Below are 16,459 nucleotides of genomic sequence, written 5' to 3'. Positions count from 1 at the left end.
TAACCATTCCTTGAGGTTCTGCCGATACGACTGCATCATGCATGCTCGTATTGTCATTGTAGACGACAGATCGACCAACTTGCGCGTCTATGCGCAATATGTCGCGATGATGGGTCCAGCGTTCTCCGCGAAGTGTTTTCACAGCGCGATTGAAGCTTTGCAATGGCTTGAGACCGAGACGGCCGACCTGCTTGTCATCGACTATCGCATGCCCGAAATGAACGGTGCGGAATTCATCGCCAAAATCCGCTCGCGCACCGTTGGCGCGCATATCCCAGCGATTATCATTACGGCGCGGCAAGACCGAGAATGTCGGATCACTGCTCTGGACGCGGGGGCCACGGACTTTCTGCAGTCGCCCGTATCCCACATCGAATTCCGCGATCGCGCATTACTGCTCTTAGGCCAGCATTATCCACAGCAGGAACTCAAACAATCCCTTGAGAACAACCGGTCGGGTTCAGATGGCGACGATAAAAGCAGCAAGTCGATGCTGGAGCAAATCATCGACACGACGCCGATTTTGATCAACGCGACTGACCGAAACGGCAAGTTTCTGTTTTTGAATTCATATCAAGCAGCGCTTTTCGGTCGTGAACCGGACCAACTGGTCGGTCGATCCATTTCGGAAATCATGGAACCGGATCTGGTTGAACGCGAAACACAACGGAATAACGCCATTTTCGAAACGGCGAGCTCGATACCGAACTTCGAGGAAAAATTTATCAGTGAGGGCATTGAGCTCATTTTTCAATGCAACAAGTCCCCCCTCCTCAACCAAGATAACCAAACCATTGGTATCCTGACGACCGGTCTTGATATCACAGCGCGCAAATTTGCCGAGGAACACCGAACGCATCTGGCGTTACATGATATGCTCACGGGCCTTCCCAATCGTACCTTACTTGCGCAATGGATGCGCACCGCGATTGATCAGAGCAACGCCAGCGGCCAAGCTGCGGCGCTGCTGCTGCTCGATCTTGACCGATTTAAAGTCATCAATGATACTCGCGGACACCAGACAGGCGATGTTTTGCTGCGCCAAGTCGCTGAACGTCTTATCTCGGCGCTGGACAGCAATGGCTTTGCCGCGCGCATCGGTGGCGACGAATTCGCCATAGTTCTTCAGAATCTCGATGACTATGGCAGCGCCGCAGCCGTGTGCACCGAGCTGCTCGCGAAAATCGGTGATCCATATTCGATTGGCGGTGTTGAGCAGACCATCGGCGCAAGCATCGGCATTGCGCGTATTCCCGAAGATGGCACCTCACCCGACGAACTGTTGCGTCTGGCTGACCTTGCCATGTACGAAGCCAAATCCGCAGGCCGAAATTGCTTCTGCTTCTTTTCGCCGCACATGAACCACATCGCACAAATGAATGCGGGCATCGAAAGCGACCTTCGCGACGCACTGAACAGCGATCAGTTGTTCCTGGAATATCAGCCAATAGTCGACACAACATCAGGCAATTATGTGGGGCTTGAGGCTTTAGTACGTTGGAACCACCCTGTTAGGGGGCGTTTGTGCCCTTCCGACTTCATAAATGTGGCCAATGACTCCGGCTTAATTGGCCGTATGGGGACATGGGTCATTGAAGCCGTATGCAAGCAGATTGCGTTGTTTGCCGAAGAAGGCATTGAGCTCCCACATATAGCCGTCAACGTGTCGCCCAAGCAGTTTCAATATTCCGCAATGTGCTCCGAGATGCTCAATTTGGTCTCGAAATATGCGATTCCCCGCGGCAAGCTGGCAATTGAAATCACCGAAGAGCTGTTAATAGACAACAGCCAGAAGGTGCACGAGCAACTGGCAACTTTGCGCGCGGGCGGCATTCAGATTTCTATCGACGATTTTGGCACGGGCTATTCGTCACTTCAATATTTGCGGGACTTGCCAGCGACCCGTTTGAAAATTGACCAAACCTTTGTCTCGCGGATCGAGACATCTTCTGCCGACCGCGCAATCATAACCACTATCGCCCATTTGGCCCATGCACTGAATATGCGGGTCGTCGCAGAGGGCGTTGAGACAGAAGCCCAGTTTACGCTGCTTCGCACTTCCGGTTGCGATGAGGTTCAAGGATATCTCTTGGGTCGCCCGCTGTCGGTCCATGACCTTTACAATCTGTTCAAGGACGGAGCAGAACCGTTCACGCTGGCGGCGCAATGAGGTCCTTTTTGAAAAAGCTGCGCGGTGATTTAACACCTGAACAGGATATCCTTTGCAAACGGATGGTCGTAGGCAGCATCTCCGGCCTGGGTTCTTACCTTTTTGCTTTTCACGCTCTCATCAACAAAAATTCCCGCGCAAAAGAGCAGGCCGAAAAAGCAAGAAAAGCAGAGAGTTCCCTCTTCTCCAGCATCAGCCATGAACAACAGCCGTCGTCAATCTATACGCCGAGGCGGATTTTGGTTGCCGATGACAACCGGACGAACCGGAACGTACTAACCGCCATTTTGGAAACTGCGGGCCATATAGTTGTCATAGTCACGGACGGCGATGAGGCGCTTGAGGAAATGAAAAAGGGTGGCATCGATATATTGCTGATCGATGTGAACATGCCGCGGCTTAACGGCATCGACACCTGTACCATATGGCGTGAGCGTGAACGCGGACGAAACCATCTGCCGATTATCGGCGTAACAGCCGACGCGACTTCAGAAACGGAAACCAAGTGCCGAAACGCCGGAATGGATATGCGCATCACTAAGCCAGTCGATGCGCAAATGCTTCTCAACACTATCGAACAATCTTGCTGCGGCGAAACAAATGGGCTGCTAATTCAGCGCGCGTTACCCAGCGACCCATTGCATAACGTCGTATCCATCTGCGGCGATGTTCCATTTGCTGAAGCGCCGATCGACGAAGGTCAAATCCAGTATCTTCTGTCTATTGGCGATCACGCTTTTGTGAATGCGATGATTGAAGGCTTTGTCGAGGATGTGGAACAAACGCTGGGCCCCTTGCGTAAAGCGGTTGCGGAACGCGATGTTTCCGAATTCCGTTTCTGCGCACATGCGTTCAAAAGTTCCGGCAACAATATGGGCGCCCGCTCGCTATCGCGGCTTTGTGCACAGCTTGAAAAAGTCAGTGAAGCCGACTTCTTTGAACATCGATTTATCTATCTTCAGCAAATGGAACAGGAAGCCGCAACAGCGGTCGATGCCCTTCATTCAGATGTGTATTTCACACCAAATGGCGTCACTGCTCAGGTAGGCTAACGCTCCGAAGGCCACGCTGCATCGGGCACCGACATGGCTGTTCAATCTTGATATTCGTTATCTTCAGCACGTCATCGATATCGACCAGAGATGATACACGGCGGGCCAATAAACCGCGCGATCCGCCGCCTGGCTTCAGGTTGCGTTTGCAATAATCGAAAATATCCGGCGCGCGTTCGCCGTCTTCCATAAAAATGTCCCAACCCTTCTCGGGTTGTCTCTTCTGGTCGGTATCATCAACGCAGTCGATTATTGTGACAAATCAATCTCGTTGGGCTTGGCGACGCATCGCCAGTAACTGCATCATACACCAAAAAGGGTGTCCACGGTTAAACGGGAGAACTTATTCATGAAAATACGCAACATCGCCCTAGTCGCGTTGCTTGCCGCCACATCACCAGTGGCCCTCGCATCTGCGGCACATGCCGAAACGGCCGAAGCAAAAGCGGAATGGTGGCCAAAGAAGGTCGACTTGACCGCACTGCGCCAAAATGAAGCGCGCGCGAACCCTTATGGCGACGACTTCAACTATGCGGCCGAATTTGCCACACTCGATCTTGACGCCGTCAAGGCAGACATCCGCAAAGTCCTAAAAACATCGCAGCCTTGGTGGCCATCTGATTATGGCCATTATGGTCCGTTCTTCATCCGCATGGCATGGCACAGCGCCGGCACCTATCGCACCGGCGACGGTCGTGGTGGATCTGACGGTGGCGAAATGCGCTTTGAACCGCTTAATTCTTGGCCAGATAACGTAAACCTCGACAAGGCACGCCGCTTGGTATGGCCAATCAAGCAAAAATACGGCCGTAAACTTTCATGGGGCGACCTGATGGTTCTCTCCGGAAATGTGGCCATGGAAGATATGGGCTTCAAAACTCTTGGCTTTGCTGGCGGTCGCGTCGACACATGGCAGCCTGATCTTGTGTTCTGGGGCCCTGAAACCAAATTGTTGACGGACCAACGCCGCGACGCAAAGGGCAATTTGAAGGGTCCATTGGCGGCAACGCAGATGGGTCTGATCTACGTCAACCCAGAAGGTCCAAACGGCGTTCCTGATCCCCTCGCCGCGGCTCAAGATATTCGCCGAGCATTTGGCGCGATGGCAATGAACGACGCCGAAACAGCTGCGCTGATCGCGGGTGGCCACACCTTTGGAAAAGCACATGGTGCAAAGAAGCCGGAAGAGTGCGTTGCCGGCGACCCCGGCGTGGCGCCCATTGAACAGCAAGGCTTGGGCTGGACCAACAAATGCGGCAAAGGCCATTCGGAAGATACCATTTCCAGCGGACTTGAAGGTGCGTGGACGTCCAACCCAATCGCGTTCACCACGCAGTATCTGGATAATCTTTACGGCTTTGAATGGGTGAAGACGAAAAGCCCTGCTGGCGCCGTACAGTGGATACCAACCGACCCATCGGCTGCGAACATGGTTCCAGACGCACATCGTCCTGACGTGCGTCATGCACCAATCATGTTCACAACCGACATTGCATTGCGTGAAGACCCCGGATTCCGGAAGATTACGAAGCGCTGGCAGAAAAATCCGCAAGAGTTTGCGGACGCGTTTGCACAGGCATGGTTCAAGCTCACCCACCGCGACATGGGGCCGCAAGCCCGTTATCTCGGCAAGGACGCGCCAAAAGTGACCTTGAAGTGGCAGGATCCGCTGCCGAAGGCGAATTATGCCACCATCGGTGCTGAGGATATCGTTCAGTTGAAGACCAGCATTTTGGCTTCAGGCCTAACGACCGCCGAACTTGTGCGGACAGCATGGGCATCGGCATCAACCTTCCGTTCAACCGATATGCGCGGCGGAGCCAATGGTGGCCGTCTGCGTCTTGCGCCGCAGAAGGATTGGGCCGTCAATGACCCTGCCGAAGTCAGCAAGGTTATAGCCAAGCTCGAAACCGTCCGCACTGCGTTCAACAAGGGCGCAAAGGGCGGCCAGCAGGTTAGCATCGCTGACTTGATCGTACTTGGCGGTAATGCGGCCATCGAACAAGCTGCAAAGGCCGCTGGACAAGACGTCACCGTTCCGTTCAAGGCTGGACGGGTCGACGCCGGACAGGACCAAACCGATGTGGAATCGTTCAACCAGCTGCAACCAAAAGCCGACGGTTTCCGTAACTATTTTGCATCAGATTCCTATTTCGGTCCAACCGAAGCGCTGATCGATAAGGCGGACTTGCTTGGCCTGACCGTTGCAGAAACGACCGTGTTGGTCGGCGGTATGCGCGTTCTGGGTGCAAATGCGAGCGGTTCGACTGCCGGTGTCTTCACCAGCAAGCCAGGCACGCTGACCAACGACTTCTTTACCAACCTGCTGTCCATGGACACCGTATGGGCGAAGTCGGCGACGAATGCGGGACTGTATGAAGGCAAAGACCGGGCAACCGGTGCGGCCAAGTGGACCGCAACACCGGTCGACCTCGTTTTCGGGTCGAATTCCGAGCTGCGTGCCGTCGCCGAAGTATATGCTTCGGATGATGCGAAAGAAAAGTTCGTGGCCGATTTCATCGCGGCATGGACGAAGGTCATGGACGCAGATCGCTTCCAATAACCCAAATTGAAGGCGACGGCGGGACATTCTGCCGTCGCCTTTTTTTATCTATCAACTTAACTGGTGAGGCTAAGCGTGCGCTATTTCCCGCTATCAGTGGCTCTTGCCACGTTTCCCCTATTTTTGGCGGCAACCCCGTTATTTAGCCCGGCGACGGCACAGCAAGCGCGTCCACCCGCATTTGCGGTATGCGCTGGCTGTCATTCGACACAGGTTGGGAAGACAGCCTTCGGCCCTAGCCTACACGGCGTCAGCGGCCGCCGCGCTGGCACGCTTGCAGGATATGCCTACAGCCCCGCACTCAAGGCGTCTGGACTAACGTGGAACGCCAAAACGCTCGACCGGTGGTTAACCGATCCAAGGAAAACGGTCCCCGGCACCAAAATGCCCTTTAACGGCATTCAAGAACGCAAAGCCCGTGAACAGGTCGTCACCTATCTGCTGACTTTATGATGCTGTGACTAAGTCAAAACCGTTGAAAAAAGCGCCAAATAAATTGGCGGAGAGATAGGGACACTTCGCAACGTTCATATTACATAAATTTATCAGCATCTTATCTCATTGCATTGACCGCTAACTGTACCACCTAAATGTACCAAAGTGAGGGTAAAAGCTGCCCCCTGCGAAACTTCACAACGCAACAGTCGGTAAATTCGTGAGGTATAAGAATCGCTAATTCACAATAGGATATGGGAGCCGGCTTCACGTTTTCTCCGCATAAGCAGCCATGCCATAGGTGGACAGTGCCACTGCGATGATCCGATTTTGCAACTGGTTGCAAAGAGCCTGGTCGAACGATTCACTAACCGATTGTACAACAGCGGCAACAGTACGTAGGAATTTTTGACCACCCTCCCCGCGAGGTATGCCGCCGATGGCAACAAGTCGTTAACTTGCAACCAGCGTCTTATGTGTTCTTAGGTCGAAACGGGAATACGCTCCCAACCCTTCCAGTCTATTCTGATCGAGGCATTTTGAAACCCTGCAAACAGTACAGATCGAGAGTTTACCTGTTTTGCTGAAAAGGCAAATATATCAGGCATGGCGGACAACGCAACGGCTGGCATGGAAAAGAAATTTGCCGAAGACAAGAATTAAGATTGTTATAAAACAATTACTTAGATGCACAAAATGGCGGACAGGGCTGGAAACGAATCCTGACATTATATTTTCATATATATCAACGCATTAAACGCCATTTGTATGTGCATTTTGTAGCATTTTTTGTAGTACAATTTGCTTGTGTTTAAGCACGGATAGTTCTTCGCGCCTCTTGCTTCACTACACTCGCAAACCGACCTCATTGGTCCACGATAGACCGAACGAAAGTTCGAATTACGATAATTGCATTTGAGATTCAGCGGCCACACGTGGTTCCTTGGTTCCAGCTCCCTCACCTCCAATCGGTCTGCCTTTCGATGATAATCGGCAGCGATAGCTACCCTCTCCACACTGGCGGCAAGATAGGAACCAATTTTTTGCAGGGTCCCCCAACTGAGATTTCTGAACAACTGTATCGGAAACTCCCGCTTCAAGGGGAACTTCCATCTCACGTGCCAATTCTCCTAATAAAAGAACCTGACAAAATATGAAAAGCCACTTAACCTCCAACCATCATGATATCCCCTCGTCGCTTAATTGCTTTTGCTGGGCCGCCTGGCTCCGGAAAATCTTCACTTATTAATGGACTGCTGCAACGCCTACCGGATGCGACAGCACTTGCTATGGATGATTTTTCTGGTCCCGAAACCCTAGCCTCACTGCAGTTGGATGCTTGGCTTGACGCCGGCGGCGATTTCAATTTGATGGACGTTTCGAGATTCTGCGACGCGCTGGCAACATTGAAAACTGGCACATCGCCGGTTGAAGTCGCATTAATCGAGGCTCCGCTCGGGAGAGCGCATGCGGGCTCGGCTGCACTGCTGGATACGCTGTTCTGGATCGACATTCCGTTTGATATCGCAATGGCACGAAATTTTTTAGCGCTTTACCACCAAAACACCCCGCCGCCGCCGGCATGGTTTCAGGGCTATCTTACACAATATCTCAAAGTCACACGGCGGGTGCTTGAGCATCAACACAGGATAGTGCGCCCGAGGGCAGATCATGTACTCGATGGACGCCTGCCCTTGTCCGTCCTCGCTGACACTGTAATGAAGTTGATAACTTGATGAACAGTTGTCCGTCGCTACCGTTTCGCGAAACAGCATTCTTTCTGCGCGACGTGATGAGTGCAAAAGTGCTCGCCACAGCGCTGCAAGCCGGTGTCATAGATCGGCTTGCTGTCGGACCGCTTTCCATGGCAGAACTCAGCCGACGCTATGCGTTTGCTCCAGCAGGCAAATCATTCATCGCGGCTGGGTTGAAGCAGGCGGGAATTGTGGACGTCACAGAATCCGCCATGCATCTTTCGCCGCGATTCCGTGCCGTCCTCGAGTGGCGGGACTTGCTCGAAACAAGGCTGGAGTTGGCGGCGATTGTTCTGCCCGATTTCACGGAGTTGACCGCGGCTCTGCTTGGTACCGGCGAAGATTTCATGGCCCAATCGGCAACATTCGACCTGTTCCGTTATGACAGAGCCAAGCACCGCTCCGACGAGAACCGCGCCGCGACTGAACGGTGGGTGCGTTTGTTAAGTGTCCTGTCGCGGTATGAGGCGGACGGATTACTGAAACTTCTGGAACAAGGCGCAACGAAACACATCATAGATGTTGGTGGAAACGGCGGCGTACTGGCACACGCCCTATGTGGCGCGTGGTCCGACTGCCGAGCGCAAGTTTTCGACCTACCAGTGGTGTGCGACATTGGCCGGGATATGCAAAACGGAGATGGGTTGGGAACGCATATGGTCACCTTTGTGGAAGGCGACTTGCGTCACGACCCGTTACCCGAGGGAGCAGACCTCATTCTTTTCAAATCCGTATTGCACGACTGGCCCGACCGCGACATCGCTGTATTTCTGAGTAAAGCCGTGGAGTCCCTAAAAACTGGCGGCCGGATTGCTATTTTCGAACGCACCCCGTTTACATTCGACGCCGCGATGCCAGCTTTTTACGATCTGCCGAACCTCATGTTCATGCATGTATTGCGACCCCCTCGGCTATATGCTGAAATATTGGACAATTTAGGCATGACATCTATTCAGCAAGAGCAAATCGAGCTCGATATGCCCTTCTACCTCACGCAGGCTATAAAGCACTAAGGTTTAAGCGGCCTAAAAGCGGTTCACAGTCAGTTACATCGAGCACGATCAGTTACGCCCCGCAAATGCCAAGCTAGTCGCCTCATATTCGTCCATGCGGAGTAAATCCGCGCGCGTCCGAGTATGCAGCCGTCCCATCCGCCACTGCACAAATCGCATCACAGCAATAGCCACCCGCGCCCGATAGTCGCTTTCCGCCATCGCAGCCAATCGTGCTGCTATGCGCGGAACGTTGCGGACGAGAATTTCATCCTCCAGCGACGCTATGATTTCATAAGTACCAGGATCGCCTTGCCGGCCAGCGCGACCGAAAAATTGTCGGTCAAGCCTGGCGGACTCATGCAGTTCTGTGAGGATGATGTGGAGCCCGCCTGCGTCGCGCACCGTATCGGCAAGTATAATGTCCGTACCGCGCCCAGCCATGTTCGTCGCAATGGTGACCGCTCCCTGCGCGCCGGCCTCCGCTATGATATCCGCCTCTTGCCTGTCTTGCCGAGCGTTGAGGACCCGGTGAACACACCCAGCGGCTGTCAGCACTTCACTCAGCTGCTCAGAGGCTCCTACCGTATTTGTTCCAATAAGTACGGGACGTCCTTGGGCCTGCAAATGTACCGCGCGTTCCTTAACTCTCCACCATTTTTCGGTAATGCTGTCGGCGACAATAGCGCCCAAATATTCTAGGCGTGATGCACGGTTTGTGGGGATTTTGCGGGCGACTAGATCATATGTGCCCCATAATTCGCCTGCAACTTCCCGCGCCGTGCCTGTCATTCCACCGATGTGATGGTACATTCGAAAGAACCTTTGCAGGGTCATTCGTGCAACCGGATCCCAAGTTGCTGTGGGCGTTACGCCCTCTTTGATTTCAACCAGTTGGTGAAGACCTTGTTCCCAGTTGCGGTCCGGCATCGGACGCCCTGTATTATCATCGATAATGATTATTTTGTCGTCGCGTACCAAATAATGCGCATCCTGATTCAATAAGTGGCGAGCGACCAACGCCGAGCGGACGAGTTCCCTGCGCCGCATCCGTCCTGCCCATGCGGGCCCCAGTGATGCTGCGAGATCATCCGTCCTTGTCTCGCCAAGCGCGGTCATCTCAAGTTGCCGTGTGAGCGTGCGCACATGAAAGTGAACTTCTTCTTCCATCGCGTCGGCAATCTCCAACGCTTGTGCATAAATTTTCGTTTCCTGACGATTGCGTTGGTTTGTGCCAGATATGACCAGCGGCGTTCGCGCTTCATCCAGCAGAACGCTATCGGCTTCGTCGACAATCGCAAAGTGCAGCCCTCGCAACGTCAACGCTCGGTCCATAGTCTCATCGCACTTTAGTCTAGCCGCGTGGCGTAGCAAGGCATGGTCCGAATGACCAAATACAAGGCTATCGCGCATATAATCAAAGGCGATCTCTTTGTTTGAACAATATACGACATCACATGCATAAGCAGCCCGCCGCTGTTCACGCGAACTATCCTGCACTACCAACCCAACGGACAACCCAAGGCGACGATAAACGGGGCCTAGGTTTTCGGCATCACGTGCGGCAAGATAGTCATTCACCGTCAAAACGTGGACAGGAATTCCAGCCAATGCTGCCGCTGCCGCAGGTAAAACAGCGGTGAGGGTTTTGCCTTCTCCGGTTTGCATTTCGGCGATTTCGCCATGATAAACGGCGATCGCGCCGAATAATTGGCTGGGATAAGGCCGCTGGCCAATCGTCCTGTAGGCGGCCTCTTGGATCGCAGCGAATGCATCCACCAAAGCTGCTGTCGCATTGGGACGAGTTAGCAGCTCGAGCCGTAACCGTGCCACATGGTCATCAAACTCCTCGTCATTCAGCGTCTCCAGTGCAGCGCCTACCTCCAATATAGTGGTGACTACTGCAGATAGTTGCGAATTATTTCGAGTCCACGCGCGGCGCCAAATGCCATATCCGCCATGGACCAGCGTATGAAAAATTCCTTCCTTAAGAGGGGTCCGCTGTGGCCGTTCCAAAATGCTTCGCGCAAGTCGATCGGGGTGCCGCATTAGGCTGACCCTAAACCTGCCAAAAACATCCGCCGCAAGCTACGTGACCAGCGATAGCCGATAGGTTCCCATTTGTGTTGAAACCGGCCAAACACACGTTCTTCGACCCGGTGACGGCGAAGGTCGGGCACAACTACATCGACACGGTAGAATCTGTTGAAGGTTTTTAAACCATCTTTCGCGCGTGGATCCGGCGCAAACAGACCCCCGCCATCGGTCGAAAGGACCGCACTGGGCAATGTGTCCTGTGGTTCTGGGGTAATGCGGACGATACGTCCGTTTACGGGGTTACTCGCCTGCGTAACGAAGCGTACAGCGATGTCCGTGCCTTTTCTGCGAATGGGCACGATATCCTCTTCGGGCACCAAAAGTACGACAATCATGTGACGTGGATCTGCAATGAAGCCGATCCGTTCTCCGCGTTTGTAATATTTACCCATGGCATCATTTGCACCTGGTAACAGAAATTCGCCGGCCATAGCGCTGCGCGGGCGCAATCCGTCCGCACGCTCGCTGGCAATTCTCTGCTCCGTATCAAGTACCTCCAAGCTGCCGCTTTGCACCAACGCTTGATCCGGGCGATCATACGCCGCGAGCAGCTGTTGCTGCGCATAATCCCTTTGCGCTCCCAACATAGTAAGCCGTGCGCTGGCTATCGGATTATCCAATGTGACTAGCGACTGGCCCACTCTAACTTGGGACCCGGGCACAGCCTCAATGGATTTTAGAAACCCATCATCGCCTGCGCGAACAATCGCCTGATCTTCTACCCAAACAATCCCTTGCGCCCGTGTCGAATAGGGCATGGGTATCACGAACAACAATATGAGCAGGACCGCCAAAGCCCCTGCCCCGATGGCATATATTCTACCTTGAGCCTGCCGCATTCCGCTATCGGTCTGTGGCGCGCGCACAATTCGTATCAGCGGGCCAATCACTGTCATGTAAATCGCCCAACAAGCAATTAACCCACCTAGAACCGCATATTGCGACGTTACTGCAAAGGAGACCGCCAGCAGAATGAAAATGCGATACGCAAAGGATAGGACGGCGTATGCGGCGAGCCACGCCGCCTCCTTATCCGACCATGCTGGCGAAGCGACGTTCTTCAGTCGAAGCGCGTAGCGTTTGACCAGATAAGCGATTTGACCCGTACTACGCTTAGCCAAATTCGGAATCTCAATTGCGTCCGACAGCACATAATATGCGTCAAAACGCAGCAAGGGGTTACCGTTGAACAGAGGAGTCGAAACCCCGGCAAGAAGTATCACATTAGCAGCAACGGCCCGCACCACTCCCGGCTCAACAAGCACCCAGACAAACATCGCTACAGACGCGAGGAACAGTTCGACCATGATGCCCGCCGCGCCCACCAAAATACGCTGGCGCTTGTCACGAAAGGACGTAGCGTCCGATGCGTCCGTGTAAGGAACAGGATAAAAAATCAGGAACATCAGACCGATTTCCCGAACTTCGCCGCCCCACCGCTTCACTGCATAGGCATGGCCCAGCTCATGTATAGCCTTCACGAGCGGGTAAATCAGCACGATCATTAGCACATTTTCTAAAGCTAAGACCTTGTCGGCAACGTTGTGGAAGAATGCGGATGCGTTGATTATTGCCAGAACCAAACCGGCGACAACAGTTGCCAGCCAGATCGCCAGACCAGTCGTGCCAAAGATTGGCATCACAAAATGTTTCGTACGTTCCAAAAATGGGTCTGGATCCCACAAAGGCACCTTCAGACCAAAAGGTGACATAAGTTTTTGTATCAAACGCTGACGCTTGGCGCGGTTTCTGCGACTATACATTTCCGCCACATCGGCATTCCGATCTGCCTGAATCGCGTTTGCGTGATATAGTTGCCCGACAAGATCGATCACGTCCTGCTGTGTAGGCACATGATCACCAAGGACGGCGGAAGCTTCCTCCCAGATTTCTTGTAAGCTGCGTTTGCCATCCATCCGCCCGATCAACTCGTAAGCTTCGGGGGTAAAGCGGTGGAACTGTCCGTTCATACGGTCTTGCAAAACATACCATACACGGTCTCGATACATATGTCGGTGCAACGCTGAATGACGGCGCAAACGGGGTTTAAGATCGGCCACCCGATACCAACTGGAACTGAACAAGGAAACCGACATGTTACCCGAACAAAGTCCAGAGTTTCAGCCGCAGCCAGTTACTAATGTCGCGTGTCCAGATACCCAATAACCAACCTCGGCCGACAACGACTTTTGCCACGCCTTTCATTCCGGGCTGCAAGACGGCCAGCGACTGGCGGGAATCAAGCATTGCCTCAACGATGAAATAGGTTTCACCACCATCAGCCAACGTCCGCGGAGTTATGTTCCCGACGGTAAATCGGAACGGCTGAGACGGCAGAGAAGACAAGTGGAGCAATCCACGTTGTCCAGGCCGCATATCCGCAATGCGGCTTTCGGGTATCCGCAAGTCGACGCGAAATGCACCACGCGGTGCAATCCTAAATAATTCCTCGCCCTTCGTAACCGCAGCGCCAATGCGCTGGCTGAGATCGCCAGAAACCAGTACCGCATCGAATGGCGCTTTCAAGACAGACCGCATCAGAAAGGCGTTGGCCAGATCGAACTGCGCCTGTGCTTCGTCGCGTTCGGCCGAACTAGCATTGATCTGAACCCGATCTTGGGTTGCGCTGGCGTCTTGGAACTCGCCGCCATATCGGTTAACCTGGCTCTCCCATCGAGCTCGCTCAAGCAGCAAATCACTATCGTCCAGTACCGCAATAACTGCTCCGCGCTTTACAGGATCGCCAGCTCTGGACGATGCGCTGCGCACGTAACCATCAAAGGGCGCCGCCAAAATAATCTGCTGCCGTGGTTCAATCTGCGCATAAGCAGAAACGCGATCCGTTCCGGGTGCCAAAAGAGCGGCGACTACCAACACCAGCGCCAGCGCAGCGGCAATCCTACGTTCCTTGCGATCTCGTCCCATCACGCGCTCGGTTGCCTCGCGCAGCTCGCGCAATGCGCGACGCGCCAACGGTTGGTCACTTCGTTTCTTATCGAGCAAAGCCGTAACGGCTAGAGCCGCCACACTTTCTAAAATTTTCATTTCAGCGGACGAAAACGGGAAATATGACGGCCGCTCGACCGTCAAAGCACCTACAGCAATGCCATCCTGAAACAGTGGGATCGTCATGATAGCTCCGCGCTCTTGGAGAACAAGGCGTTCGTGAGCGATGCGTATTGGCGCCTCATCATCACGCTGAATCATGGGTATCGCGATGGGTAGACGTTGATCGACCACTTCCTCCATTGCAGCTTCGATCCGCTGGATCAGACTGACTGAATCTCCCACTTGGGCGGAATGCGAAACGTGAGCAACTTTGATAACCTCTCCTTCTAAAAGCCCAAGGCTCCCCCGATCAGCGCCTAGCCGCGTTGCTATGGAGGTGACCAGCGCCATCGCAGCTGCGTCAAAGCGTGACGCAGCGAGCACCTCTGCCAAGAGGTCAACGCTCGCGGCCAGCGCATTCGCTCGATCACGCGCATAACCCGACAAATTTTGCACGATCAGTAATTGCAGACCAGCTGCGCCCCATTGCAGCTGACGCATTATCGTTTGCAAAGCGGCGTCATCGCCTACCTCAATCGCTAACGCAGCAACCGCGATGAGACTCCCATCCTCCATGAGAGGCCACGCGATTCCAAAACCATCCGACGAAGGCAGCGGCGCAATAAGGCCTTCGCGGCGTGCGCCGGCTCGTTCGCTCAAATCAAGCAAGGGCTCAACGGCCTTTGCATCAGGCCACAGCGCTTCAGGCTGCAAACCCTCTGCGTCGACCAACATCACCAACCCGCCAAGCGCAGTCGGTATCTGGCTACATTGTACTTCCAACCAGTTCTGGACTTGTACGCTCAGCGTCTCGTCAACACCCAGCTGAGCAGGAGGAAGCGCCCCTTGAACGACGTTTTCTTCTCTCATTATAATATCAACTCGCAATTCTCTTTTTCACGCGCGTCCCCGGTCTTCGGCGGATTTGCTACATCAACCCACCGTCGTATCTTTTTCAGTTGACGCCGAAGGGAGAGGCTCTGCAATTTCTTGCGCGCACTGCCCTCACCGTCTCGCACCGCGCTGCTAACAGCCAAGGGCAATATTCCGGCTGCAACACCGACGGCAAGTACGTCGCTCTCGTGCAACGGGCTATCCGCCTGCATCTGAGGCCTCGAGACGCGACGTCGGATTCGTTGCTCCACATTTTCCAATCTGGATTCAGTGGACTTGGATTTGCCATCCCCCAATTTGGACGTAGACGCCGCAGCACTTTCAACCCGTTCAGGCGCCACAGGCTCATCCTGAATGTCGCCGGTGATGTCCAGCTCATTATTGCCGAATGATGCGCCCCGCCAGTCGGCATCAACATCTAGAACATATTGAAACTTTTTCCAAAACGCTTCGTAAGTAGGAGTAGCGCCGGGCATAGCGATGGCCGAAGCCAAATCTGCGATCGTGGCAGGCGATACCGGCTTATATTCTCCATTATTATCAGAGCGCACAAAATCGGCGTTCGGGCGGTTTTCGGCTCGGTAAAGCGCCAACATCTCGCTGCGCTGGAGATCCAAACGTCCCGCCGCCAAGGTTACAACAGACAGCGCCTTCTCGCTGCCATCTTCTGCGACAGCGAATTGCATACGGCCATATTCGCCCAGCATTATGTCGTCACCAAGGTCGGCATGGAACACGTCATTCCCGTCCGCACCCACCAAGTAATCGTTGCCCGACCCGCTATTGAGGATGTCGTCATCACCCGTAAAAAGATCCATTGCCTCAATTACAATGCGCTCGTCCGTCCGAACAATGCGCGCGGCATCGCCAAACATCACGTCGTTACCGGCGCCACCTGCTAGCTTATCAGCACCAAAGCCTCCCAAGATCACGTCGCGATCAATGCCGCCCGATACTGAGTCATTACCTCCGCGCCGTGCATCTCCAGTAATCGCAAAAACATAGCGCCCAGCAGCATCATTTTGAATTGTTCCATCGTCACCGATGATCACCGTCTCGCCGCCACGGTTACTAATCGTATCGGCACCATAGCCACCGATGGCCTCGCTCCTGCCGGTGCCCATAGCAATTCTGTCGTCACCGGCGGTGGATGGGCTATCGTCGGTCGAACGGACCCTGCTGCGCACGCCAGCAGCGAACAAAATCTCCCCGTTATCGCCAATCGCTGTGGTGTCGCCAACACCGCTCGATACGCGATCTGCGCCAAAGCCTGCGATAACCAAGTTGGTGCCGTCACCGACATTAATCCCATCATTGCCGCCTAGGTGCAAATTGCGACTGAACATTGAAACTAAACGACCAGCTTCATCAAAGCGTACCGTGCCATTATCGCCCAGCACCACATCTACGCCGCCAAGCGTCTCGACACGGTCTGCGCCAAAGCCTGCAAGCAC

Annotated in this window: 10 protein-coding genes; 6 read left to right on the top strand and 4 right to left on the bottom strand. The window is 53.9% G+C overall.

Annotated features, from left to right (window positions below; genetic code table 11):
- The first annotated feature begins 37 nt into the window (after nucleotides 1-37).
- The 6 genes from GGR91_RS04810 to GGR91_RS04785 all read left to right on the top strand — a co-directional run bounded on the left by GGR91_RS04810 (nucleotide 38) and on the right by GGR91_RS04785 (nucleotide 8,987).
- On the top strand, nucleotides 38-2,170 hold the full coding sequence (locus GGR91_RS04810) for an EAL domain-containing response regulator (RefSeq protein WP_183940569.1): 2,133 nt from the start codon (nucleotides 38-40) through the stop codon (nucleotides 2,168-2,170).
- Nucleotides 2,171-2,178: 8 nt separating this feature from the next.
- Nucleotides 2,179-3,222 (top strand): response regulator, encoded by a 1,044-nt coding sequence (locus tag GGR91_RS04805; protein WP_183940567.1) that lies wholly within the window; start codon nucleotides 2,179-2,181, stop codon nucleotides 3,220-3,222.
- Between the two features lie 349 nt (nucleotides 3,223-3,571).
- Nucleotides 3,572-5,785 (top strand): catalase/peroxidase HPI, encoded by a 2,214-nt coding sequence (gene katG, locus GGR91_RS04800; protein WP_183940565.1) that lies wholly within the window; start codon nucleotides 3,572-3,574, stop codon nucleotides 5,783-5,785.
- A 63-nt stretch (nucleotides 5,786-5,848) separates the two neighbouring features.
- Nucleotides 5,849-6,238, top strand: a complete 390-nt coding sequence (locus tag GGR91_RS04795; RefSeq protein ID WP_322788769.1) for a c-type cytochrome — start codon at nucleotides 5,849-5,851, stop codon at nucleotides 6,236-6,238.
- A gap of 1,271 nt (nucleotides 6,239-7,509) precedes the next feature.
- Complete coding sequence (locus GGR91_RS04790; protein WP_183940563.1) at nucleotides 7,510-7,956, top strand: nucleoside/nucleotide kinase family protein; 447 nt, start codon at nucleotides 7,510-7,512, stop codon at nucleotides 7,954-7,956.
- Between the two features lie 128 nt (nucleotides 7,957-8,084).
- Nucleotides 8,085-8,987 (top strand): methyltransferase, encoded by a 903-nt coding sequence (locus GGR91_RS04785; RefSeq protein ID WP_183940561.1) that lies wholly within the window; start codon nucleotides 8,085-8,087, stop codon nucleotides 8,985-8,987.
- A gap of 48 nt (nucleotides 8,988-9,035) precedes the next feature.
- Here GGR91_RS04785 and GGR91_RS04780 read toward each other — a convergent pair whose 3' ends face one another.
- The 4 genes from GGR91_RS04780 to GGR91_RS04765 form a co-directional block, all read right to left on the bottom strand.
- Nucleotides 9,036-11,015 (bottom strand): preprotein translocase subunit SecA, encoded by a 1,980-nt coding sequence (locus GGR91_RS04780; protein WP_183940559.1) that lies wholly within the window; start codon nucleotides 11,013-11,015, stop codon nucleotides 9,036-9,038.
- Nucleotides 11,015-13,033, bottom strand: a complete 2,019-nt coding sequence (locus GGR91_RS04775; RefSeq protein WP_183940557.1) for a site-2 protease family protein — start codon at nucleotides 13,031-13,033, stop codon at nucleotides 11,015-11,017. The genes GGR91_RS04780 and GGR91_RS04775 overlap by 1 nt, the downstream gene beginning before the upstream one ends.
- A 127-nt stretch (nucleotides 13,034-13,160) precedes the next feature.
- Nucleotides 13,161-14,981, bottom strand: coding sequence for an HlyD family efflux transporter periplasmic adaptor subunit (locus GGR91_RS04770; protein ID WP_183940555.1), 1,821 nt, complete (start codon nucleotides 14,979-14,981; stop codon nucleotides 13,161-13,163).
- On the bottom strand, nucleotides 14,981-16,459 hold a 1,479-nt coding region (locus GGR91_RS04765), incomplete at its 5' end, for a calcium-binding protein (protein ID WP_281370182.1). The genes GGR91_RS04765 and GGR91_RS04770, both read right to left, overlap by 1 nt.

It is taken from the genome of Sphingorhabdus rigui (genome assembly GCF_014196595.1).
Taxonomy (GTDB): domain Bacteria; phylum Pseudomonadota; class Alphaproteobacteria; order Sphingomonadales; family Sphingomonadaceae; genus Sphingorhabdus_B; species Sphingorhabdus_B rigui.
This window is presented reverse-complemented; position numbering and strand designations above follow the sequence as displayed.

Excerpts from the sequence above, each read along its gene's own strand:
- GGR91_RS04810 (WP_183940569.1), top strand. The coding sequence starts at position 38 with ATGCATGCTCGTATTGTCATTGTAGACGACAGATCGACCAACTTGCGC.
- katG (WP_183940565.1), top strand. The coding sequence starts at position 3,572 with ATGAAAATACGCAACATCGCCCTAGTCGCGTTGCTTGCCGCCACATCA.
- GGR91_RS04790 (WP_183940563.1), top strand. The coding sequence starts at position 7,510 with ATGGATGATTTTTCTGGTCCCGAAACCCTAGCCTCACTGCAGTTGGAT.
- GGR91_RS04785 (WP_183940561.1), top strand. The coding sequence starts at position 8,085 with ATGGCAGAACTCAGCCGACGCTATGCGTTTGCTCCAGCAGGCAAATCA.
- GGR91_RS04780 (WP_183940559.1), bottom strand. The coding sequence starts at position 11,015 with ATGCGGCACCCCGATCGACTTGCGCGAAGCATTTTGGAACGGCCACAG.
- GGR91_RS04775 (WP_183940557.1), bottom strand. The coding sequence starts at position 13,033 with ATGAACGGACAGTTCCACCGCTTTACCCCCGAAGCTTACGAGTTGATC.
- GGR91_RS04770 (WP_183940555.1), bottom strand. The coding sequence starts at position 14,981 with ATGAGAGAAGAAAACGTCGTTCAAGGGGCGCTTCCTCCTGCTCAGCTG.